The sequence below is a fragment of the Paenibacillus sp. Paensp111 genome (assembly GCF_059492195.1).
The window spans coordinates 3,105,043-3,128,752 of sequence record NZ_CP168527.1 but is presented as its reverse complement, the minus strand read 5'-3'; the positions used below and the strand labels follow the sequence as shown (position 1 = coordinate 3,128,752).

Genomic DNA, 23,710 nt, shown 5'->3' with positions numbered 1-23,710 from the left:
TGACTGATGTATTATGTGAACCGGGAACAAATTGAGCGGCGGCTGAACGTGATTCCCCAGATTATCGAGGTGCTGAATCAGGCTGAAGCCAAGATGAATCAGAATTTAGAGCTTCTCTATGCATTCGCTGAAGAGAGAGCGCTGCACCTGGGTATAGAAGTCGTGACCGATGTAGGAAGCTACCTCATCGACGGCTTTATTATGCGGGATGCCAGCAGTTATGAGGATATTATCGACATTATGCTGGATGAGAAGGTCGTGGACGGCGAGCTTGCCGCCCTGCTCACAGAGCTGGTACGGCTTCGCAGGCCGCTGGTTCAGGAGTACTTTGACTGGCGCAAGGATGGGCTGAGTGAGCTGGTAGCTAGTCTTCCGGATGCACTTACGTCTTTTGCGGCAAAGGTTAGAGAGTATTTGGACCGGGAACTTAAGTAAATGCTGATTCATCCCATCAGCAGAACATAAGCCTGAATCATGATCGATGGATCATGGTTTGGGCTTTTTATTTTTCCCCTGAATAAATTTCCATAAATTCATCTTCCTCTGTGTCAAGACGAGCCCAGACTGCTTATAATGAATCAACAATATAGGCATTCGCCCTCAAATGAAGCTGAGCTTGGGTATCCGGGTGCCGAAAGGGAGAGATGTTGAATGAGTCAAAAGAATTTCTGGTTGGGCGCGCTTGTAGGCAGTGTAATCGGTTCGGCAGCAGCCCTGCTGCTGGCTCCTAAGAAAGGCAGTGAGCTGCGTAAGGATATCGCAGACGGTGCCCGTCAAGTTAGCGACAAATCCCGCGAGGTAGCAGGCAAGGTGAGTGAGCATACATCCGAAGTCATCAATAAGGTAAAAGACAAAGCTCATGATGTAGTCAGCAGCATTCATGCGCTTCGCGAGAAGAAAGTCAATGCGGGCGTTACAGAAGAGGAGCTCGTGGTGCAAATCTCCGCTTCGGAGGACGAAGCAGCTGTGGAAGAAGTAACGGAGTCTGCTGAAGCCGTCAAATAATCTGCTGAAGGTGTGTGTTCAAGTAACTGCTATATAGCTATAAGACCCTTCGGGGTCTTTTTTTTTGCACTTGTAAGATCTTCCACTTTCCTTGTCCCCCCGCATAAATTGGGTTAATATTTAGGTACGCTTTGTGGCTGGATGTCATAAAGTAACGGTGAGAATCATATGGAACGAACGAATGTGTAGGCTTTTTTAAGTTAAGTTCCTTCCATATCAACCTATGAAAAAGGAAGCGGGATGTTCGTGCAGCAAGCTATCGCAATACTAGATTCGGGAGTAGGAGGACTGACGGTTGCGAAGGAGGTCATGAGACAGCTCCCCCGGGAGAAGGTCATCTACTTCGGAGATACGGCACGTACTCCCTACGGCCCGCGCACACCGGAAGAAGTTCGCTTGTTCACGGAGCAGATAGTTGACTATTTAATTCAATTTAATCCAAAAATGATCGTGATTGCCTGCAATACAGCTACAGCGGCTGCGCTCGACTACATTGCATCCAAGATCTCCATTCCCGTAATCGGGGTGATTCGTCCTGGTGCCCGCGCGGCAATCAGTGCAACGAAGACCGGACATATCGGTGTAATCGGTACGGCAGGAACCATTCAAAGCGGCGCCTATCCGGCAGCTCTGAGAGAGCTGTCTCCTTACATTCATGTGGTGAGTGAGGCTTGTCCTACACTCGTGCCGCTGGTGGAACGGGGAGTATTCGACACGCCGGAGACTCAGGAAGTCGTTGAGGATGCCCTGAAAGAGATCAAGCAGAACAACATTGATTGCCTTATCCTGGGATGCACTCATTATCCTTTTCTCAAGAAGGCGATTCAGGTTGAGATGGGTCCCAAAGTTAAGCTGATCAGTTCAGCGGATGAGACAGCGCGGGAGATCAGCACGGTCCTGTATCAGAAAGGGCAGCTGGCTCGCGGCGATGAGACGCCGATTCATCAGTTCTTCTGCAGTGGCGATGCAGAGATGTTCCAATCCATTGCTTGTGAGTGGCTTGGTGAACACATCAATCTTACACCTGTCGTGTGGCAGAATCCTTTACTGTAGGGTAGGAACCCGGAAGACAACATCTATATAAAATGCAGTTAGAATAAAGAATTTAACTGTGTTTTATATAATAATCAGCTTGGCAGCATCCCCGGTGGAACTTAGGTTCAGCGGGGTTTTTGCTGTTCTTGTCATTAACATGGGTCAGCGTCCTGAGCATAGAATGGAAGAAACACAGTATTTTGACAGATCGGCTCTTCCGTGTGGGCTGTGATTAATCTGGAAAGAGGTGGGTTCATGGGATTCTGTTCGCATCATGGCAGAGGACGGATTGTTCAGGTAGGGAATCAATATTTATACAAAGATCTGATTCAGCAGCTGAAGCAGCTGCAGTGCACTTACCCAGACCTTGATGTACTGGAGATCGGTAGAAGTGTCATGGGCAAGCCGATTCACTGTCTTCGCCTGGGCACCGGCCCCCGCGCCATTCATATGAACGCATCGGTGCATGCCAATGAATGGATTACTTCTCCGCTGCTGCTGCGATTTGTGGAAGAGATCGCTGCGTCGAGTACAGCAGCCGCGGAACGTTGGGGTACTGAAGCGTGCTTTTGGCTAAAAGATGTCACCTTGTGGGCCGTGCCCATGGTCAATCCGGATGGGGTGAATTTGTCTCAGGAGGGCGTGACAGCTGCCCATGTGAATGCAGATGAATTGATCAGCTGGAACAAGGGAAATACGGACTTCAGCCGCTGGAAGGCGAATATTCACGGAGTGGATCTGAATGACCAGTTCCCGGCCTATTGGGAAGAGGAACAGCAGCGTCGGGGCATTCATGCACCCGCTTCTCAAGATTATGGCGGAACGATGCCGCTTACAGAGCCTGAAGCGAAAGCGCTTGCGGAACTGAGCCGGTGGGAGAACTTCGAGCTGGCCCTGTCTCTGCATACGCAGGGAAAAGAAATTTACTGGAACTACCGGGATCTGGAGCCTTACGATTCCCAGAAGCTTGCTCACCGGTTCGCGTATGCATCAGGATACCGGGCAGTTAAGCTGACCGGCAGTGATGCGGGGTACAAGGATTGGTTCATCAAGGAGTTCAGAAGGCCGGGCTTCACGATTGAAGCTGGAGAAGGCGTCAATCCCCTGCCGCCCGCGGAGTTCGAGAGTATATATGCGGAAGTGTCGGAGCTGCTCGCGGAAGCCATGCGGTCCTGAATTATTCATGAACCAGGAAAACGGGTATCCTAAGGGTGTAGGCACTTGCTTATAAAGTAAGCTTTGCTTCGCAAAACTATAACACGAACACAGTTAAATGACATTCAGGGAAGGCGTAACGGAGGGGAAGCTTGGAACTGTAGGAGCGCAAGCGACCGCCTTTGTCTCCGGATTTCATCCGCTCCATGCGGTATATCAAGAGAAATCTGGAGACAACAGCGGCCGAAAGTCCAAGCATTCCTCGTAGTTATGAACTTTCCCAACCATGTGTTCTTTTTAACTTACGAAGTAAGTTTTGCTTCGCAAAACTTTTAGGAGGGGACATACATGAAACTGCAAAAATTATGGTCGCTCAAGCGCTGGGCCCATATTTTCCGACGGCTGCCTAGACTCATCACGTCCTCCCAAATCCCTCTGTCCGAGAAGCTGCTGTTCCTGGTTCCGGCTGGGCTGTATTGGGTGCTGCCTGATGTGATGCCCTTCATGCCGCTGGATGATATCGCGGTGTCGATGTTCTTGATGAACTGGTTCGTTACCCGCGCTGAGAAGAAGTATCCACTCCTGTAAGAGTCCTTATTCCTGATGGACATGTGGTCTGCTCCTTGCATGCAGGGGGCAGATTATTTACAATAGCCATATTAGGTTTAACATACGAATAGGAGAGAAAGCCATGAGTGTCAAGATTACACGCAACGCTGCAAAAGTCATCAAGAAAGAACTCGAGAAGGAAGAGAACCAGGGCAAAGGCCTTGCCTTGAAAGTATTCGTCACACATTCTCATGGCGACCATGCTCACTATGGTCTGGATTTGGCCAAGCCTTCAGATAAGGATACGGTAGTGTCCACGGACAAAGAAATCGATGTAATCGTGGATCTGAGTGACCCGTTCCTGGAAGGCGTGAAGATTGATTACTTGTATTTCCCTGAAGAGGGATTTGTCATCACGAACCCTTCCAAAGGCAATCACGGAGATCACTAATTCAAGCTAGCTGGGTAACAGACCTCTGCAGCGTACTAGTCGACAGGCTGGCGCGCTCTGCGGGGTCTTTTTTGTTCCTACCTTTAAATGCTCCGGAAGAAGCAAAAAGCTGTGATTCATCATCTTGCGCCAGCCTGACGAGTTAAGGTACAATACGTTTATTGACTTTATACGTTGTTGTATGTGTTCCAGAGAAGGAATAACGGGATTTACTAGTTTCTGATAAAAGAAGGGAAGCAGCATGGCTAACGATATCCGCGTGTGCGATAAATGCAATTACGTCCGTCTGAAGACGCTCGTGCCCAAGCTCCAGAAGATGGCTCCAGACGCCGAGATCAAGGTCGGCTGTAAGTCATACTGTGGCCCCTGCGGCAAAAGAGCTTTCGTCTATATTAATGGCCGCTATGTCAGCGCGCCAACGGAAGAGGAAGTACTTGCGAAAGCTCAGGCTTTCGTGAAGAAGCCCCGTGCATAGGGTGCTTTGAACGATAAGAACTTGCTTAGAAGTCCGGACAAGCCGAATCGCTTGCCGGGCTTTTTTTGCCTTAACTATGGGAATTTAACGCCTGCTTAACATGCCGCTGTGCCGAATCTTACATTTAGGTGGTAATCTGAATTTAATGCAAAAAAGCTGCCCGCCGGTCTAATGACCCTGCGGAACAGCCTCTTCGAACTTGTAAATCAAGTCATACATAATCGTCTTGTCTGAATAATCGAGCTGCTTCTTGGCTTCCTCATACCCTTTACGTGCCCGCTCTACTTCCGTCTTCTGGCGGGTGCTCAGGTCATAGCACGTTCCATTCTCGAACACACCGTCTGCTGAAGGAACATAGTAGATGGCCCCGTCGGTGAAAGCGCCGGATCTCAGAACCACCATTTTCTGACGATCGTCAAAAATATCATTTCCCATCATATAGTATGGCTTGGATGAGATCCCTAGCAAATGCAGCAGGGAGGGAGTCATATCGAGCTGCCCTGCAGGCTTATCATATACCCCAGCATGCTTGCCATCAGGCAGGTGAACGAGCAGGGGAACCTGATTCATAATTTGCTCCATGTCCAGGTCCGTCAGGCTTTTGCCCAGAAATTTCTCATAGAAAGACTTATCTTTGATCGAATTATCATGATCTCCGTAGAAGTACAAGATCGTCTTGTCCCACAAGCCTTCGGCTTTCATCTGGTCAACGAGCTGGCCAAGCGCCGCATCGGTATAATGGATCGCTTCGAGATAGTCCCCGAATATCGTGCCGGAGAACTCGCCAACATCAAGCTGCTGAACAGTTTTGGGCAGGGAATAAGGATGATGGCTGGACAGCGTAATCAGATAAGAATAGAATGGCTGTTTCTCCTTGCCCATGAACTCAAGCGACTGCTTGAAAAAAGACTTGTCTCCAAGTGACCATCCGAGCGGCTCATCGATCACATAATCTTTTTTGCTGTAAAAGCGGTCATAACCCATGTTCTTGTACATCGTATACCGGTTCCAGAAGCTGCTGTCATAGGCGTGGAATGCCGCGGTGGTGTATCCGCCTGACTTCAGAATCTGGGGCAGCACATCATATTGATGGTCCGGGTAACTAGTGAATACAGATCCGGTTGGCAGTGGGTGCAGCGAGCTGTGAGAGGAGAAGTCAGCGTCGGAGGTCCGCCCCTGCCCGGTCTGATGATAATAATTGGAATAGTAGAGGCTTTCCTTCATCAGCTTATTGAAGTTCGGAGTGATCTCCTGACCGTTCACCTGCTTGCCAATCATGAAGTTCATGAAGGCTTCCGCCTGGATAACCATCACGTTACTGCCTTTATACGCTCCGTAAGTCTCATTCATAACCTGGCGCTCCGAGCCTGCTGTGTCGTACCAATTCTTAATGTCGGCAAGCTCCTGATCGGACAGCTGCTGCTTCGGGCCCCAGTGTTCAAGGCCGTATTTGTAAACATCATAATAATGAAAGCCGAGCAGCCCGGTCACATTATAGAGCGCCATATTCCACCAGTTTCCTGCAAAAAGACCGACTGCCCAGGTCGAAGTATAATAATGGATCGGCCCCAAGGCTAGCGCAAGACCAAGAACCAAAGTGGCGATTCCCGTGATCAGACGCCGGGTTATTCTCTTTACACGAGAGTCTCTTGTTCTGGATTCTCGCTCATTGACCGTGCGGCGGTGCCTGCGTGAAGCCAGTAGGAAGATCATCGGAATATAGAAGATCCAATCGATGAAGAACCAGATATCGGTCCAGTGGATCAGCTCGCGGATGCTCCCACCCAGCTCTCCTACCTGGCCGGCCTGCAGCAGCACTGGAATAGTAATGAAATCCTGAAAGTACCGATAGTATACGAGATCTGAGAAGATCAGGGCCGTTAGTAGAAGATTCAAGATGCTAAGCGCAATGCCGCGTCCTCTTCTCGGAAGCCATAACGTCCAGAAGGAAGCCGCCATAATGGAGCCGATAGCAATAACATAATCGAGTCTGCTCATGTCGATGTTGTTCGCGTGCAGATGCGAATGCATGTAGGCCAGCTTCCATACTATGACGGCGATAAATAGTAAGTATTCCAGATTTCGATATTGAAACACACGTCTCAGCGATGAACGGGCACCGCTCTTGTCTAGTAGATTCACTTCGATTCCTAGCGCTCCTTCCTTTACATGGACAAGTTCCCCTTCGTCCTAACGACGAGGGGGAAGAGGTCCAAGAAACTGAAGATATTGACACTCGATCCGGCCATTGAACAGCTTGCGGCGCTTGTCCGCTTTCTTGTGAAAGTCCTGCTCAAACTGCTTGGTCGGAGTAATGGCGAAGAAAGACCAAGTTGGAAGTCCTGCCGCTACTCTGCCCAGCTGGGAGATGAGCTTCCGGATTTCCTTCTCCTCACCAATACGCTCACCATACGGTGGATTGGTGATTAGACAGCCATAGTCGCCTTCCGGGGTGATGCTGGCAGCGGGGAGTCTTTTGAATGTAATCTCTTTGCCGAGTCCTGCGCTCTTCGCTGCCGCCATGGCGATCTCAATTGCTTCCCCGTCGATATCGCTGCCTGTAATTTGAAGCGGGATATCGTCGCGTACCGCATCGAAGGCTTCTTCGCGTGCTTCCTGCCACAGCTCTTCACCTATGACCGGCCAATTCTCCGAATTGAAGGAGCGTCTTAAGCCGGGAGCAATGTTCCAGCCGATCATGGCAGCTTCAATCGGAATGGTGCCCGATCCACAGCATGGATCATACAGCGGACGGTGTGGACCCCAGCGGCTGAGCAGGATCAAGGCGGCTGCCAGGGTTTCCTTTAGAGGAGCCTCTGTTGCATGCTTGCGGTAACCGCGTTTGTGCAGCGCGGGTCCTGTTGTATCGAGCGTAAGCAGCGCTTTGTCATTCAGAAGATTGACTTCAATCACATACCTTGGGCCGGTCTCCTCGAACCATTCGGTATGGTAGGTTTCTTTCAGCTTCTCAACAATAGCCTTCTTCACGATACCCTGGCAGGCAGGGACGCTGCTGAGCTGGGATTTATGCGACCGGCCTTCGACCGGGAATTCGCCATGAGCCGGAATCCAGTCCTGCCAAGGGAGCGCCTTGGTTCCCTCAAACAGCTCATCGAACGTAACAGCGCTGAACTCACCCATCTTCACCAGCACACGGTCCGAAGTCCGGAGCCACAAATTACACCGGCAGATATCAATGAAATCGCCTGTGAAATTCACCCGTCCGTTCTCCACCAAGACATCTTCATATCCTAAATCCTTCAATTCACGGGCAACAATGGATTCCAGACCCATCGGTGCTGTCGCGATTAATTCTAATTGCCTTGACATGATCTCAACTCCATTTTGACTTGTGGGAATGTCTCAATAATCATACAATTTATCTGTAGATGTTCATTCAGTATAGTATAGGGCAATGTACATAAACATACAATTGGCTTTCGCTTCAGAAAGGGGAATGATCTCCATGATCACACCAGAACAATATAGTGAGGATTTGTATCAGGCTGACGAGACTCTTCTAAGGGTAAAAGAGTCCATTGCGGCAGCAGGAATTCAGGACGTCTCCATCGCCCCCGGCTATGGACGTCTCCTGACCATGCTGGTCCAAATGTCCAAGGCGGAGCGCGTGCTCGAAATCGGAGCCCTTGGCGGATACAGTGGCATCTGCCTGGCCCGCGGACTGGCCCCGGGAGGACGAATCGTCTCCCTCGAGATTAGCCAGGAGAATGTGGATTTGGCTCACCGCAACATGCGCGAAGCTGGATATGGCGACCAGGCGTTCTATATGGTCGGCCCCGCTCTGGACTCCCTGGAGGCACTGAAGGCCAAGGGAGACAAGTTTGATTTCTTCTTCATCGACGCCGACAAAGAGAATTATCCAAATTATCTGGAGTATGCGATCCAGCTGGCACGTCCCGGAGCAATTATTGCGGGGGACAATACCCTGCTGCGAGGCCGAACTTTAAACACGGACAAGAACGGCCCTTCCGTACTGGCGATGCGCAAATTCAACGAGGCCATCGCCCGTGACGAGCGCCTGATCAGTACCTTCCTGCCTGCCTATGACGGCCTGGCGCTGGCTATGGTGAAGTAGGGAGAAAAGGAATAAGTAGCGAGTCCGATCAGTTCCGATCTGCGGAAATCCAGTATAAACTACAACAAACCAGCGGTGTTGTGTATCGTGCAATTCTATATAAACTGATTCAGCACTTACCCAACAGGCTGACAGGCCATCAATGAATTGGAGATGATACTATGTGTTGAATTCCGACAGAGATCAGAGTCTTAGGGTGTGGCTAGGTGAACTGAAAGATGAGCTTGTTGGGCTAGAACAAAATCTAAAGACTCTTAAAGAAGAAAGGGCTCACTTAGAACACCGGATAAAGTATTTGTACGTCATTGCCGAGCAAAGTGATGACAGGGCAAAAAAAGATCTTTACGAGCAGTTTGTCAAGCCTTTAAAAGAGAAACGAGAAGATGTAAGGAACAGGTTAGATGGTTTCGTGGAAGAAAATTTCGAGCGCATTAAAGCCCTAAAAGCGTTGACTTCAAGGTTAGAAGAAGAGTTCGAAGTATAGCTTAATAAAGACATGGAGGCAGCCGGGCAAGAAAGTTCGGCTGATTTCATTGTGCCTAAACAAATATTCATTAATGCTCGTAGGAGGCTATGTCTGGTAGCCAGCGTCTCAATGGCGTTTAGGTTTAAGTGTTCTAAGCCTCTGCATGAATCGGCACTTGGATTTGAGGCCGGAAGCTGAGTAATCAGCAATTCGCGTTATTTATCTCCTCAGCTAAAGCCCAGCGGAGAGGGCCGGGCGATTCCGAAGAAACGGAGTGTTCGCCTTTATCTCCAAGCTTCTTCAGCTGCCTATTCAATCAGGAAGCTTGGAGATAACAGCGATCGCAGGAATGCCCGGACCGCGCAGCGGACATTACGCTTTTACGCTCCAAGGCTACGCATTCTGAGCTTCCAGCCCGCTAATGAAACGAAGGCGTATCCCGATGCGCATAAAGCTTGGCCCTTACCCAGACGGTATTGGCCAGCAGCAGGACGCCGGAGATGATGAAGATGCCTTCAATTCCGATATATCCGGACAAGAAGCCCCCGATGGAGGCCCCCATCATATTGCCAAGTGCAAGCGTACTGCTGTTGAATCCGAAGGCCCGGCTCTCCATCCCGTCCGGGGTGTAGGACCGGATCAACGCATTGACACTCGGAAGCAGTCCGCCCATACAGATGCCCATGAAGAAGCGGATGATGATGAGCTGCCAGACGGAATGCACGAAGGCCTGAGGAATCAGCGTGATCGCCGTGCCGATCAGCGCAAAGGTCAGGATGCGATGAGCGCCGACCTTGTCGCTGAATTTTCCGAGAATAGGGGAAGTGATCATGTTAGACAGGCCGGTTACGGCACTGACAAAGCCCGCCCAGAACGATAAATTCACGGCCGTTCCATGCAGCTTCTCTACATATAATGTCAAAATAGACATCGGGCTCAGCATAGCGAACTGAAGCAGGAAGGTCACGGCGAACAGGGCAGTCAGCTGCGGTGTTTTGTTCAATTCCCGAAAGCCTGCAAGGACCGAGATCTGCGGCGTATGGGAAGCTTCCTCCCGGTCGAATTTCTCACGAACCAGGAACAGAGCGAGAAATGAAGCAAGGAGAAGCAGACTCCCTGTAATATAAAAGATGGGCCGAAAACCCACCCAATCGGCCAGCAATCCCCCGATTAAGGGGCCAAGGATCGTGCCCGCGACAATTCCGGACTGCATAATGCCCATGGCAAAGCCCATGCGTTCTTTGGGCGTGGTTCCCGAGATCAGCGAGATGGACGCCGGATTGAAGCCCGAGATCGTTCCGTTCAGGAGACGCAGGCCAAGCAGCTGCCAGGGAGCGGTTGCGAATCCCATTAATGTGATAACGATGGACATACCGAAGCCGGAGCGCAGCAGCATGATTTTTCGGCCATATCTGTCGGCAAGCTTCCCCCATAACGGCTGGAAGATGAACGAAGTTGCAAAGTTGGCAGCAAATATAAGGCCGGCCCATAATCCAAGCGCCTTTGATCCGTGAACACCGAGGTCCTCGGACAGATATAGAGGGAGAAAAGGAGTGACCATGGTCATTCCGGCATTTACAAAAAATTGGCCGAACCACAGCACAATCAGATTGACTTTCCAGGTTGGGAGCGAGCGGCTGGTTCTAAGGATATTGATCATAAGTTCTATTATCCTCCCATGAAAGAATTTCATTATTATACCATAACGCCAAAATACCCGAAGTTAAGCTAAATTCATTTATTTCATAGGATTGTCATCGGTTCTTCATGTTGAACGGGTTGTTACTTACTTTTAAAAAGGGCATAATGAGATTTAGGGAAATTTTATAGTTGGAGGCGTCTTCATGACATATAATGATCGGTTTATCCGTGCTTGTCTTAAGCAGGAGGTAGACCAGCTGCCCGTATGGTATATGCGCCAGGCTGGAAGGTACGATCCGGAATACCGCGCAATCAAAGAAAATTACAGTCTGCTTGAAATATGCCGGCAGCCCGAACTTGCGGCTGAAGTCACCTTGATGCCTGTTCGCAAGCTGGGTGTAGATGCGGCTATTTTGTACTCGGATATCATGAATCCGGTTGCTTCCATTGGTATTGATTTTGATATTGTTAAGAACATCGGTCCAGTCATCGATAACCCGATTCGGACCGCTGAAGATATTGAACGGCTCCGTCCTATAGATGTTGAGAAGGATCTCTCGCATATCCTGGAGACTATTCGTATTCTGGACCGCGAGCTTGAGGTTCCTCTGATTACCTTCGCAGGCGCGCCGTTCACGATTGCGAGCTATTTAATTGAAGGTCGTCCATCCAAGAGCTACATCCGCACCAAGAGTCTGATGTATGGTGAGCCGAAGCTGTGGCACCGCCTGATGGATAAGCTTGGGGACATGGTTATTGAATATTTGAAGCATCATGTTAAGAACGGAGGCAAGGCCTTCCAGGTGTTCGACAGCTGGGTGGGCGCTCTCTCGCCAAAAGATTTCGAAATTTACGTGCTGCCCACCATTACACGTATCTTTGCCGAACTTGAGACACTCAATGTACCGAAAATATATTTTCCAGGAGTCAGCTCAGGAGAGCTGCTGCCTACGCTTTCGAATATCAAAGCCGACGTGATCGGACTGGACTGGCGGGTATCGATAGAAGAAGGCCGCCGGCGTACAGGCGGAGGCTTTGCAGTTCAGGGAAATCTCGATCCTTACGTATTGACGGCACCTATGGATGTTATTAAGCAATATGCGAAGGAAATCATTGACGAAGGCATCAAGTCCCCGGGATTTGTGTTCAATCTGGGACACGGACTGTTCCCTGAGGCTTCCTTGGACAAGCTTCGCGAGCTGACCGAATATGTGCATGAATATTCGGCCGAGGCACTACGTAATTTGGGTGCGGGCCTGCCATCTTGAACTACTAAATTACTTTCAGAGGTGAACATTTAACGTGAACAATAAAATCGGTGTGCTCGTCATGTCCTATGGAACCCCGCAGAGCTTGGATCAGGTAGAAGCTTATTATACCCATATTCGCCGCGGGAACCCGCCTACAGAAGAACAGTTGAAGGAACTGAAAGACCGTTATGAGGCGATTGTGGGTGGAGTATTCCCGTTAAGAGCGAACACGGATAATCAGGTAGCTGCGCTGCAGGAGACTTTGAACCGGAATGCGGCAGACCTGGGTGTACAGTTCGTCTGCTATCAAGGCCTGAAGCATGCGTCTCCCTTCATCGAGGAGGGGGTAGATGCGATGGCCAAGGACGGAATTACCCGAGCGGTGGGCATAGTTCTGGCCCCTCACTACTCGGTTATGAGTGTAGGCAGCTACATCAAGCGTGCGGAAGAGAAAGCGGCTGAGCACAGCATCAAGTTCTCTTTCGTCAAGAGTTATCATCTGCATCCCAAATTGATTGAAGCCTTGGCGCAGCGGGTAAGCCGCAAGCTGGATCAATTCGAGGAAGTTGGTGCCGAGCGGGATAAGGTCAAAGTTCTGTTCAGTGCACACAGTCTCCCCGAGAAGATTCTTGAGATGGGTGATCCCTACCAGGATCAGCTTCTTGAGACCTCCAAAGCGGTTGCGGAGCAAACTAATGTAACCAACTGGCAGTTCACCTGGCAGAGTGCAGGCCGGACAGCTACGCCTTGGCTTGGACCGGATATTTTGGATACCTTAAGGGACTTAAGCATTGAGCAGGTGGAAGATGTGCTTGTGGCTCCGGTTGGATTCGTATCCGACCATCTGGAAGTTCTATACGATCTGGATATCGAAGCCCAGGCCGTGGCCGGAGAGCTGGATATGCGACTGATGCGTACCGATTCGCTTAACACCGATCCTTTGTATATGGAGACGCTTAGCGACGTCATTATCAAAGCATGGGAAGAGGAATGAATAATCTATGAGTGATTCAGATTCAGCTAGGAACATCATCATCATCGGGGGAGGACTAACCGGGCTTAGTGCAGCATTCTATATCCGGAAGTTCTACAGAGAGAAAGGGATTCCCGTCCAAATCTCGGTTCTGGAGAAGGGGAAGTCGATGGGCGGCAAAATCGAGACTCTTCACCGTGACGGCTTCGTCATTGAGAAAGGACCGGACTCCTTCCTCGCCCGCAAGACGGCGATGATTGATCTGGCCAAGGAACTGGAGCTGGATCATGAGCTTGTGTCTATGAATCCTGGCGCCAAGAAGACTTATATTGTCAAACGCGGTCAGCTTCACCCTATGCCTTCAGGTCTCGTGCTGGGCATTCCCACCGAGCTGGGTCCTTTCCTGAAGACCGGACTGGTCTCCTGGGGCGGGAAGCTTCGCGCGCTGATGGATCTTGCTATTCCTGCGCGCAAGAGTACGGAGGATGAGTCGCTCGGGCATTTCATTGAGCGCCGGCTGGGTACAGAGGTCCTAACGAACGTGACAGAGCCGCTTCTCGCAGGAATTTATGCAGGAGATACCTACAAGCTGAGCCTGCAGTCTACGTTTCCACAGTTTGGCGAAGTGGAGCGGGCGCATGGCAGCCTGATGCGGGGGATGATGACGGGCAAGAAGCCGGTTGAGACGCATACAGGTACCAAGCGTAGTGCTTTTCTAACCTTCCGGCAGGGGCTTCAGAGTCTGGTGCATGGACTTGTACATGAGCTGCACGATGTGGATCAGCGGCTGGAGACGGAGGTTATGGAAATACGACAAGGCAGCAGCAGGGCATATGAAGTCGTGCTTGCTGACGGAGAGGTGCTTGCCGCTGATCAGGTCGTGGTCACTACTCCGGCCTTCAGCGCGGCGAAGCTGCTGGAGCCTTTCGTTGACGTCCGTGCGCTGACAGCCATTAACTACGTATCGGTAGCCAATGTGGTTGTCGCTTTTGATAAGAAGGATCTGGAGGGGATTCAGGATGCTTCCGGATTCCTGGTTCCCCGGGCAGAAGGCCGCAACATTACCGCATGTACCTGGACTTCAACCAAATGGCTGCATACCAGCCCCGATGATAAAGTTCTGCTCCGCTGTTATGTTGGCCGCTCGGGAGATGAGCAGAATGTTCAGCTTCCCGACGATTCACTGACAGATTTGGTCCTGAAGGATCTGAGGGAGCTGATGGGAATTCATGCAACGCCTTTATTCTCGGAGATTACCCGGCTGCCTAAGTCAATGCCTCAATATCCGGTTGGACATCTGCAGCAAATAGCCAGCTTGCGTGAGGAGCTTAAGACTAGGGCTCCTGGCTTATATGTTACCGGAGCGGCTTTTGAAGGGGTCGGTCTTCCGGACTGCATCAAGCAGGCCAAAGAACTCGCGAAGATCATGACGGGCGGACCTGTCCATTAAAGATTAACCTGTAACCCCGGGCCAACCAGGCTCGGGGTTATTCTTTTCTCTGGAGTGCAGTTGGAACGTTACATGTTGATAGATGCCGTAGGGATCATCAATCTTCTCATTAACTCTTCATACAAAAATGTCGGAATATTACTTACCTAGCTAACAAGCTGAGCCTTATTTCATCATAATTGTTTATCGGATGTAACCTGATTTTATTAGTGTAAATTCAAATTTTTGGAAACAAAATGAGCAGATTATACGTTTGTTTATTTAACCCCAATAATTAAAGAATTTAATTTTAAATGAAGGGAAGATCAGATATGAAAAAATGGATGCCGGCCGCCATTGCGGCAGTTCTATTAACAGGAACAATGATTCTTGGAAACTCGGTAGAGGCAAAGACATCTGACAAGATCAAGGAACAGGTATTTATTAATGGAGTGATGCAGAGTGAAGCTCTTGTTGAAAAAGGAAGAGCTCTTATTCCCCTCAGGTCCCTGAATGATCCGAATTGGCTGACCTACAATTATGATGCCAAGACCCATACTGTGACGGCCAAGAGCAAGGACGGCAGTAAGGTGATTAAGCTAAAGGCCGGTTCGAAGACTGCCACAGTTAATGGAAAACAAGTTTCACTTGATCTCAGTGTTGTAAATAAAAAAGGCCGCACCTTTGTGCCCCTACGCTTTGTCAGCGAAGCATTGGGCGGTACTAGCTACTATAATGCCAAAGACAAGCGGGCTATTGTAAGGACTCCAGCCGGACAGGCAGCGTTCAATACACTGATGAAGGGTGATCTAGTGGATGCACGTAAGGAGGCGCTTAAACTTATCGCTGTGAAAGGACCTTATGATTGGACTCCTCACGGGGAAGGGTATAGGACGACTTACCAGTTTCCAGAGGGCCAGGCTCTGCAATATTCCGAAACCTATAGGCTCCTGACCAATTATATTAAGATCAACCAGGATGGGATTGCCGAAGTCATCGGTCAATTGGATGAAATGGGTAACAAGACAAAATCGCGAGGGATTAAACCTGATTACAAAGGTGGGTATGTATATTTTTCTGACGATTTAATGGCTGAGCTATTGACTTATGGGAAAGTAGATTTGTCAGGTAGTGACACGGAGTTGGGACGTTTCGATTACATTCAACATCCGGAGTTTAGAGAGTATAGATACAGTTTCATTCTTCCAATTGAAGGGGAAATCCGTAAAGACGCAAAGTAAGCTGACAATCGGTATTATTCGCCCTTAGGCCGTTTTCTCTGAGGGATGATTGGGGTAGTTAGGGAAGAGTGCATCGGTGGATGCACCCTTTTTCTTTTTTTACTTATATGATTGCGGAAAATTTTAGTAATTGGTTCATGAGATCGAAGCTCTCTGGCATGAATAGTCATGGAGAGAAAAAAAACTGCATAGTCTCACTTCTAGGGAGATTGGCAGCTATAGGCAGATGCAGCATCAGGAATGTTGCTTTAGTTCAACTTATTTACCTGATATAATAGGTTGTGATTATCTCAAATTTCTTAGGATTATAAGGAGTGAATTATGCTTCAGCCGAGATCGCAAAAGTACAGCGCTGAGAAGAGGCAAAAGATGCAGCGCCAAAGCCGATTCTGGATGCTGGTCAATTTAACGTTGATTGTATTGATTGGACTTGTTCTTACTTTTTCTTATTTTAATAACAAATCGCTTGGAGGAAGGGCTGTCTCGGATAGTCCGGCTCAGAATATTTCGCCTCAGAATAATAACTCTACGACTCCTACGGGAGAGCGTTCATCTGTTACGCCCTCGGATACGAGCCAGACCGAACAGGACAACTCGGCCGAGACGGTCGGCAAGAGGGCGGACGGGAGTCTGGTCATTAATTTTGGCGGAGATACGATCTTCTCGGGTAAGGTTGCTGAGAAGATGAACAAGGATGGAATCGATTCTCCCTTTAAGTACGTAAAGGATTTATTTCAGAAGGATGATCTAACGATTCTCAATTTGGAGACTCCTGTAACTACCAGAGGCATAGGAGCCAAGAACAAGCAGTTTGTATTCAAAGCCCATCCCGATGCGCTCAAAGCGATGAAGAATGCAGGAGTGGATGCGGTTAACGTAGCAAATAACCATACTTTAGACCAAGGTGCCCAGGGCCTGTTAGACACACTGGAGCATCTTAAAGCCAACAAAATATCTTTTGCAGGAGCAGGCAAAAATAGCAGCGAAGCATACGCACCGGTATACATAGAGCGTAAAGGCATCAAGATTGCACTGTTTGGCTTTAGCCGTGTACTTCCAGAACTCAGCTGGAACGCGAGAGCAGACAGACCGGGAATTGCGGGTGTATACAACGACGATGTGAAGTTAGCAGTTAGATCTATACAGGATGCACGAAAGAAAGCAGATTTGATACTAGTAGTGGCACATTGGGGCAAAGAAAGAGTGACCGTGCCGGACAGCAACCAGACTTCATTGGCGCATGCCTTCATTGATGCCGGAGCTGATCTCGTAGTTGGCGGTCATCCCCATGTACTCCAGGGTGTAGAGCAGTACAAAGGTAAATGGATAGCCTACAGCACAGGGAACCTTGTATTCACCAAGGCAGCGACCCGGCCGAAGACCTGGGACACAGCAATATTCCAGGCACACTGCACAACTGGGGGTAAATGTGATCTGCGGATGATTCCCTACTTTACGGAGATTGGCCAGCCTGTTCCCAAGAATGCCAAGGATGGCGCCAAGCTGATCAAGGAGATCGAGAATCTGTCGCCAGGCGTCACCATAGACTCTAACGGTAACATGAAGTCCAGCAAGAAGGATACCAGTCTCGGACTCCTGCCTTCCGATGCAGGGGAGAAGATCGATAACAGCATGAATAACTCAGGATAACGAGAGGAATGGTCTTGAAGATGACGGATTACTGCGCGGCCCATCGGGGCTTCTCGGGGGTGGCCCCCGAGAATACAATGGCAGCGGTTAAGCTTGCCATGGAAGATCCTTATGTAAAGTGGATTGAGGTAGACGTGCAGCTGTCCAAGGACGGGGTGCCTTTTCTAATTCATGATTACACCTTGAATAGAACTACGAATGGCAGAGGCCCGGTCAAGAATGCGCTGTGGAGTGAGCTTAGCAGGCTGGATGCGGGAGGCTGGAAGTCGAGGAACTATTCAGGGGAAAGACTGATAACGCTGGGTGACTTCCTGAAAGCCGTTAAGGGAAGGCTTCTCGTTAATTTGGAGATTAAGACTGAAGCTGATAAATACCCTGGAATTGAGCAGAAGGTATTGGACTCGATCAGGGAACACGGCATGGAGAAGGAAGTGGTGCTGACTTCTTTTGATACCGGGGCGCTTCGAAATGTTCGGAGCATCGATAGTAAGATCCGCACAGGGCTGATTATTGATGGCAGGCCAGCCGATCTCCTTGATCGTCTGCGAGGTCTTGGATGTGATTTTTTATCTATTTCCTATAAGCAGCTGACACCGGAATTTGTAGCTGAGGCCGTGCAAGCGGGCATTCAGGTTATGGCCTGGACCCTTGATGACGGGAAGACGATGAAGCGGATTGCCGATATGCATCCAGAGATCCTGATCTGTACGAACCGGCCGGATGTTTGGCGGGAGACTTTCATAGATAAACGTTCGGCCAAAAGCAGATTTGGACTTTTCAAATGGGGAAGGAAGTAGATAAGCGATGAAATCCATAGTGCGTAATGTATATTGTGTAGGCCGGAATTACCGGCTGCATGCAGAAGAGCTTGGCAATGATGTGCCTGTAGAACCCATGATTTTTCTGAAGCCCTCCCATGCTGTGGTGCCGATGGACGGAGCCGCTTTGATTTTGCCTGGCGGTAAGGGTGAGATTCATTATGAGGCTGAGTTGGTACTGCGCATGGCTCGTCCCTATATTCCTGGAATATCCGTAGACGAGCTCGTGGATGTTATGGCGCTGGGCATTGACTTTACGCTTCGGGATGTTCAAAGTGTACTTAAGAAGAAAGGCCATCCCTGGACTGCGGCCAAAGGATTCCGGAACTCGGCTCCATTAACTCCATATACCGCTTTCCCGGGCACAGAGGAAATCGGTCTTATAAGCTTTGAGCTGATTAAGAACGGAGAGACCGTTCAGCGCGGGAATACACAGGACATGATCTTCCCGCTTCAGGAGATCGTTGACTATATTGGAGAGCATTATGGTCTGGATGAAGGGGATTTAATATTTACAGGAACGCCTGCCGGAGTAGGTCCAGTAGAAGATGGAGATCAGCTTACACTGCGTCTGGGCGAGCAGATTCTCGGCAGCTGTACGATAGAGGTCCGCGGGTAATCCATGAACTGGCTGATCGGATTTGTGGGTGCAGTGGTCGTAGCCGGAGCCGCGTATTACAAGCGATCTTTAACCCTGTCGGGTCTGTGCGCAGCGGTGATTATGGGGACCGTGTACTATGGAGCGGGCAATGCCTTTTGGTTCGGCACATTGCTATTGTTCTTCATCACTTCTACGTTGTTCTCGAAATGGAAAAGCCACCGCAAGGAGGAGCTGGAGAAGTCCTACGCCAAGAGCGGCCGTCGTGATGCTGGACAAGTTATGGCTAACGGCGGACTTGGCATGCTGGTATGTCTGGCTAACTGGTTCTGGCCAGACCCGCTTTGGGCCTACTTGTTCATAGGCATCATGGGCTCGGTTACGGCGGATACGTGGGCAACGGAATGGGGAGGTCTCAGCCGGAAGCCTCCCCGTTCTGTGTTGACCTGGAAGGTGCTCCCGGGAGGCACCTCAGGTGGAGTATCCTGGCTGGGGAGTTCCGCGGCTGCCGCGGGAGCTCTATTGATTGGTGCTGGAGCCTGGCTTCTGCTGAAGGTGGGCGGGCTCACGCCTGGCTCCATCGGCATATGGATTGCAGCAGGCGGGCTTGGCGGCCTGGCCGGAGCATTTACCGACTCCATTCTGGGAGCCAGTCTACAGCGAATGTATCGCTGCAAGGTGTGCGGACGGGAGGTTGAGGTTCCTCTGCACTGCGGGTCCCCCACGGAACATATACGCGGACTCTCGTGGATGAACAACGATGCGGTCAATTTGCTCAGCTCTCTGGCTGGAGGCTTGATCGCGTTATGGATTGGATTTATGGCGGCATAGGAAGGGTGACGAATGTGAGTGAAGTCCAGGGAGATAAACATAAAGCCATACTCGATGCGGCTTTCGCCTTATTCGGTTCCCAAGGCTTCTATGATACCAAAATCTCGGATATTGCTGACTTGGCTGGGATTGCGAAGGGTACGGTGTACTTGTACTTCAAGAGCAAAGAGAAGTTATTCTCTGCGGTCTCAGAGCGTGATTTCAACGATTTCCTGAGCAGATTGAACACTGGCCTTGAGAAAAGTAATAGCCTGAAGGAACAGCTGCAGTTCATAGCCAAACATCATTTGGAGTACTACTATGAACGCAAAGACCATACGAAATTATTCTTTATGGCTCCTAATAATGATCCCGAATTAATGGGACTCATGAAAGATTTCCTCCGCAGCTATATGGATGCGGTGTACCAAGTCATTGACCAAGCTGGCGTGCCGGACCCGATGCTTCATGCGAAGGCCTATATCGGTATGCTGGATCAGCTGAAGATGGATATTTTATTTGACCGAACATTAACCGAGGAAGACTTGAATAAGAACATTCTTTTCGTATCCCGCTTGTTTATGTACGGTTGTCCGATTGAGGAAGAACCCGTGTCATAAGCATCCAAGCGAAGAGCGAATCAAAATAAATGGGCAGAAGTAGGGAAACCAAGCGATGAATATAATGACAGTTGAGCAAATATCCAAGAGTTTTGGCGAGAAGGTGCTTTTCCAGGGAGCCTCATTCGGCATGGAAGATCAGGACAAGATTGGCGTAGTCGGGGTGAATGGCACGGGCAAATCGACCTTTCTCCGTGTAATTGCAGGCCTGGAACCCGCAGATGAAGGGAAAATTGCTGTTAATAATGATGTGCGAATTCGCTATCTGGCTCAGAACCCGGATTATAATCCGGATATGACCGTGCTCCAGCAGGTTTTCCAGGGGGATAGTCCCGAGCTTCAGGCCGTGTACGAATACATGGAGACGCTGAAGTTAATGGAAGAGAATCCGGCTGACCCGTCACTTGAAGAAAGAGCGTCAAAGCTCAGTCAGGAGATCGACCGCCTGCAGGTATGGCAGCTTGAAAGTGAAGCGAAGAGCGTATTGTCCAAGCTGGGAATTACGGACTTCTCCAGGCTGATGGGCACATTGTCCGGCGGACAGCGCAAGCGTGTGGCACTGGCATCTGCATTAATTCAGCCTTCAGAGCTGCTGATTCTGGATGAGCCGACGAACCATATTGATAACGATTCGGTTGCGTGGCTAGAACAATATTTACAGAAACGGCGCGGAGCACTGCTCATGATTACGCATGACCGTTATTTTCTAGACCGTGTTGCTTCCGTGATGATCGAACTCGACCACGGTCGTCTCTTCCGCTATGAAGCGAACTACAGCCGATTCCTGGAGCTGAAGAGCGAACGAGAAGAGCGGGAGGCCTCTGCGGAGCAGAAGAGGCAGAATCTGCTGCGTACCGAGCTGGCCTGGATTCGCAGAGGAGCCAAGGCACGGACAACCAAGCAGAAGGCGCGGATTGACCGTTTCGAGGAGCTTCAGAATCAGAAGAGCGAGGTTCGCACCGGGGCTGTAGAGATGTCCGTGGCTTCCACACGGCTTGGCCGCAAGATACTGGAGATCGACCATCTGAGTCACCAGGCGGGTGACCGTACTCTTATCAAGGACTTATCCTATATTGCGGTACCAGGGGACCGTGTCGGTATTGTAGGTCCGAATGGGAGCGGAAAGTCAACGCTGCTGAATCTGATTGCTGGCCGGCTTACGCCGGATCAAGGTGAGATCGTTCTCGGACAGACCGTCAAGCTGGGTTACTTCACTCAAGAGCATCAAGAGATGAATGGGGAGCAGCGGGTTATTGAATATATCAAGGACGAGGCCGAAGTTGTGACTACAGCAGACGGATCGAGAATTACAGCTTCACAAATGCTGGAGCGTTTCCTATTTGAACCTACGATGCAGTGGACCCCTATCTCCAAGCTGTCCGGTGGTGAGAAGCGTAGACTGTATTTGCTTAAAGTGCTCATGGGAGCGCCGAATGTACTTCTGCTTGATGAGCCCACGAACGATCTGGATATTCAGACCCTAACGGTTCTGGAAGCTTATCTGGACGAGTTCCCTGGGGCTGTCTTCGTAGTATCCCATGACCGTTATTTCCTGGATCGGACGATTGACAAGATCATGGCCTTTGAAGGTGAAGGGGCCATTGCCGTTCATGTAGGCGACTACAGTGATTACGAGGAACGCCTGCGCCGGGAGGGAAGTGGACAGGCTGAGGCTGGTGAGAGCCAGAGCAAAGCTAAGAAGAGTCCGGAGAAAGACTCTGCTTCCTCTGCTGCTCCATCTCCCAAGGAGAAGGTTAAATTCAGCTATAATGAGCAGCGGGAATACGAGGCCATTGACGGCTTGGTTGAAGCGGCAGAGCAGAAGATCACGGAGCTTGCAACTGCTATGGAGCAAGCGTCAAGTGATGCTTCCCGTCTGCAGGAGCTAATGCGGGAGCAGCAGGAGGCGGAGGCCGAGCTCGAACGTTTGATGGAGCGATGGACGTATCTGAATGAGCTGGCTGAGCGAATTGAGGCGCAGCGTAACGGGTAGTGACCAAGCGGTACTAGCCCGCTAAGAAATGAATAAGCCTTCCAATCCCGGGATTACCGCGGAATGGAAGGCTTATTTGTGTGCTTCGAACTTTATATTTTAGGTACCGACGGGTTAGGCCTGCTCAGAGAACGGACTAACTCGGGTCCAACGGAACCAAGCTTTCAAGCCCATTCATATATTTCCGGAGGGCAGGAGGGATGTGGATCGATCCATCCTCTCTCTGGTGATTCTCCAGGAGGGGAATCAGAATTCGCGGAGTAGCCACTGCTGTATTGTTCAGTGTGTGACAGAATTTCAGCTTACCATCACTCGAATCACGGTAGCGAATATTTGAACGCCGTGCCTGAAAGTCCATTAGATTCGAGGAAGAATGGGTCTCTCCATAAGCCTTACGGCTTGGCATCCAGGTCTCAATATCAAACTGCTTGTAGGTCTTCTGCGACATGTCTCCTGTGCATACCGCCATTACCTGATAGGGAAGCTCTAGCATCTGTAACAGATCTTCAGCATTGCGGGTTATTTCTTGGAGCATGATCTCCGATTGCTCCAGGTCATTTGCACAAAGTATGATCTGTTCTACCTTTGAGAACTGATGAACCCGGTACAGCCCGTTAACATCTTTACCTGCCGAGCCTACCTCACTTCGAAAGCAGGTTGACGCTGCCACGAGTCTGATGGGGGAGGTGAGGTCTACAATCTCACCTGCATAGTAAGTGACAAGAGGGACTTCTGATGTGCCTACGAGCCACTTGCCTTCTTCCTCAAGGTGATAAGATTGGTCCTGACCAAGAGGGAAGAAGCCCGTGCCCCTCATAGCATCTGTAGTGACGATCAGCGGCACTTCAAGGGGACTAAAGCCACGATCTATCAGCATATCAAGGGCAAGCTGCTGTACAGCTCTATGCAGCAGAACGCCTGCTCCGCGTAGATAGTAGTTACGGCTGCCTGCAGCCTTGACCCCGCGAGGAATATCGATTATGCCATGAATTCTCCCCAGTTCAACATGATCTTTCATTGGAAAATCGAAGACAGGCGGTTCACCTTCAGTTCGTAACCGGACATTATCTGCATCCGACCCGCCAATCGGCGTGTCGGGTGATACCGTATTGGGAACGAGCAAGCTCAATTCCAAGACTTGCCGGTTTAATTCAGCCAGATCGTTCTCTAGGTGGGATAGCTTTGTGTTGTTAACTTTTACCTGATGCCTTAGTACAGCCGCGTCTTCAATGCGCTTTTCATGAACGGCTGCGCCAATTTCTTCGGACCATGCATTCCGTTTCTGCCTAAGCTGCTCAACCTCTTGGAGAATTATCCTTTTCTGATCGTCTAACAATAGCAGTTCTTTGACATCAAGACGGATACCTTTCTGATCCGATACCCTTTGTACTTCCTCGGCGTGGCTCTTTACCCAGTTCAAATCTAACATATTCACCGCTCCTTTATTTGTAAAAA

24 protein-coding genes are annotated in these 23,710 nt (G+C 49.9%); 20 read left to right on the top strand and 4 right to left on the bottom strand.

Annotated features, from left to right (window positions below):
- Positions 1-6: 6 nt before the first annotated feature.
- The 8 genes from ACEN86_RS14605 to ACEN86_RS14570 all read left to right on the top strand — a co-directional run bounded on the left by ACEN86_RS14605 (position 7) and on the right by ACEN86_RS14570 (position 4,670).
- Positions 7-435 carry a DUF86 domain-containing protein gene (locus ACEN86_RS14605; protein ID WP_495631333.1) on the top strand — a complete coding sequence of 143 codons (429 nt, stop codon included), beginning with the start codon at positions 7-9 and terminating at the stop codon, positions 433-435.
- Between the two features lie 216 nt (positions 436-651).
- Positions 652-1,005 carry a YtxH domain-containing protein gene (locus tag ACEN86_RS14600; RefSeq protein WP_495631332.1) on the top strand — a complete coding sequence of 118 codons (354 nt, stop codon included), beginning with the start codon at positions 652-654 and terminating at the stop codon, positions 1,003-1,005.
- 240 nt (positions 1,006-1,245) lie between these two features.
- Positions 1,246-2,058: a glutamate racemase gene (gene racE / locus ACEN86_RS14595; RefSeq protein ID WP_495631331.1), complete on the top strand. Its 813-nt coding sequence runs from the start codon at positions 1,246-1,248 to the stop codon at positions 2,056-2,058.
- A 237-nt stretch (positions 2,059-2,295) separates the two neighbouring features.
- A complete protein-coding gene (locus ACEN86_RS14590) occupies positions 2,296-3,216 on the top strand; it encodes a M14 family metallopeptidase (protein WP_495631330.1) in 921 nt (306 codons plus the stop codon).
- Positions 3,217-3,313: 97 nt separating this feature from the next.
- Complete coding sequence (locus ACEN86_RS14585; protein WP_495631329.1) at positions 3,314-3,463, top strand: hypothetical protein; 150 nt, start codon at positions 3,314-3,316, stop codon at positions 3,461-3,463.
- Between the two features lie 80 nt (positions 3,464-3,543).
- Positions 3,544-3,783: a hypothetical protein gene (locus ACEN86_RS14580; protein WP_127200054.1), complete on the top strand. Its 240-nt coding sequence runs from the start codon at positions 3,544-3,546 to the stop codon at positions 3,781-3,783.
- A 103-nt stretch (positions 3,784-3,886) separates the two neighbouring features.
- A complete protein-coding gene (locus tag ACEN86_RS14575; RefSeq protein ID WP_495631328.1) occupies positions 3,887-4,195 on the top strand; it encodes a HesB/IscA family protein in 309 nt (102 codons plus the stop codon).
- Between the two features lie 241 nt (positions 4,196-4,436).
- Positions 4,437-4,670: a YuzB family protein gene (locus ACEN86_RS14570; protein ID WP_495631327.1), complete on the top strand. Its 234-nt coding sequence runs from the start codon at positions 4,437-4,439 to the stop codon at positions 4,668-4,670.
- A gap of 168 nt (positions 4,671-4,838) precedes the next feature.
- Here the strand turns inward: ACEN86_RS14570 and ACEN86_RS14565 are convergent, their stop codons facing one another.
- On the bottom strand, positions 4,839-6,812 hold the full coding sequence (locus ACEN86_RS14565; RefSeq protein ID WP_495631326.1) for an LTA synthase family protein: 1,974 nt from the start codon (positions 6,810-6,812) through the stop codon (positions 4,839-4,841).
- A 48-nt stretch (positions 6,813-6,860) separates the two neighbouring features.
- Entirely contained in the window at positions 6,861-8,000 is a 1,140-nt protein-coding gene (locus ACEN86_RS14560; RefSeq protein WP_495631325.1) for a THUMP domain-containing class I SAM-dependent RNA methyltransferase, read from the bottom strand.
- Positions 8,001-8,136: 136 nt separating this feature from the next.
- On the opposite strand from ACEN86_RS14560, the gene ACEN86_RS14555 reads away from it, so the two are divergent.
- Positions 8,137-8,766 (top strand): O-methyltransferase, encoded by a 630-nt coding sequence (locus ACEN86_RS14555; RefSeq protein ID WP_495631324.1) that lies wholly within the window; start codon positions 8,137-8,139, stop codon positions 8,764-8,766.
- 163 nt (positions 8,767-8,929) lie between these two features.
- Complete coding sequence (locus tag ACEN86_RS14550; protein ID WP_495631323.1) at positions 8,930-9,250, top strand: hypothetical protein; 321 nt, start codon at positions 8,930-8,932, stop codon at positions 9,248-9,250.
- A 400-nt stretch (positions 9,251-9,650) separates the two neighbouring features.
- Here the strand turns inward: ACEN86_RS14550 and ACEN86_RS14545 are convergent, their stop codons facing one another.
- Positions 9,651-10,892 (bottom strand): MFS transporter, encoded by a 1,242-nt coding sequence (locus ACEN86_RS14545; RefSeq protein WP_495631322.1) that lies wholly within the window; start codon positions 10,890-10,892, stop codon positions 9,651-9,653.
- Positions 10,893-11,076: 184 nt separating this feature from the next.
- Here ACEN86_RS14545 and hemE point away from each other — a divergent pair, with 184 nt between their 5' ends.
- The 10 genes from hemE to ACEN86_RS14495 all read left to right on the top strand — a co-directional run bounded on the left by hemE (position 11,077) and on the right by ACEN86_RS14495 (position 22,255).
- Entirely contained in the window at positions 11,077-12,141 is a 1,065-nt protein-coding gene (gene hemE / locus ACEN86_RS14540) for a uroporphyrinogen decarboxylase (RefSeq protein ID WP_495631321.1), read from the top strand.
- A 34-nt stretch (positions 12,142-12,175) separates the two neighbouring features.
- Entirely contained in the window at positions 12,176-13,117 is a 942-nt protein-coding gene (hemH, locus tag ACEN86_RS14535) for a ferrochelatase (RefSeq protein WP_495631320.1), read from the top strand.
- A gap of 7 nt (positions 13,118-13,124) precedes the next feature.
- Entirely contained in the window at positions 13,125-14,546 is a 1,422-nt protein-coding gene (gene hemG / locus ACEN86_RS14530; RefSeq protein ID WP_495631319.1) for a protoporphyrinogen oxidase, read from the top strand.
- A 311-nt stretch (positions 14,547-14,857) separates the two neighbouring features.
- Complete coding sequence (locus tag ACEN86_RS14525; protein WP_495631318.1) at positions 14,858-15,766, top strand: copper amine oxidase N-terminal domain-containing protein; 909 nt, start codon at positions 14,858-14,860, stop codon at positions 15,764-15,766.
- A gap of 321 nt (positions 15,767-16,087) precedes the next feature.
- Positions 16,088-17,416 carry a CapA family protein gene (locus ACEN86_RS14520; protein ID WP_495631317.1) on the top strand — a complete coding sequence of 443 codons (1,329 nt, stop codon included), beginning with the start codon at positions 16,088-16,090 and terminating at the stop codon, positions 17,414-17,416.
- Positions 17,417-17,436: 20 nt separating this feature from the next.
- Complete coding sequence (locus ACEN86_RS14515; protein WP_495634310.1) at positions 17,437-18,213, top strand: glycerophosphodiester phosphodiesterase; 777 nt, start codon at positions 17,437-17,439, stop codon at positions 18,211-18,213.
- A gap of 7 nt (positions 18,214-18,220) precedes the next feature.
- Positions 18,221-18,853: a fumarylacetoacetate hydrolase family protein gene (locus ACEN86_RS14510; RefSeq protein ID WP_495631316.1), complete on the top strand. Its 633-nt coding sequence runs from the start codon at positions 18,221-18,223 to the stop codon at positions 18,851-18,853.
- Positions 18,854-18,856: 3 nt separating this feature from the next.
- Complete coding sequence (locus tag ACEN86_RS14505; RefSeq protein WP_495631315.1) at positions 18,857-19,663, top strand: DUF92 domain-containing protein; 807 nt, start codon at positions 18,857-18,859, stop codon at positions 19,661-19,663.
- A complete protein-coding gene (locus ACEN86_RS14500) occupies positions 19,639-20,262 on the top strand; it encodes a TetR/AcrR family transcriptional regulator (protein ID WP_495631314.1) in 624 nt (207 codons plus the stop codon). The genes ACEN86_RS14505 and ACEN86_RS14500 overlap by 25 nt, the downstream gene beginning before the upstream one ends.
- Before the next feature lie 55 nt (positions 20,263-20,317).
- Positions 20,318-22,255: an ABC-F family ATP-binding cassette domain-containing protein gene (locus ACEN86_RS14495; RefSeq protein ID WP_495631313.1), complete on the top strand. Its 1,938-nt coding sequence runs from the start codon at positions 20,318-20,320 to the stop codon at positions 22,253-22,255.
- A gap of 136 nt (positions 22,256-22,391) precedes the next feature.
- Here the strand turns inward: ACEN86_RS14495 and serS are convergent, their stop codons facing one another.
- Complete coding sequence (gene serS / locus ACEN86_RS14490) at positions 22,392-23,684, bottom strand: serine--tRNA ligase (RefSeq protein ID WP_495631312.1); 1,293 nt, start codon at positions 23,682-23,684, stop codon at positions 22,392-22,394.
- Positions 23,685-23,710: the final 26 nt, after the last annotated feature.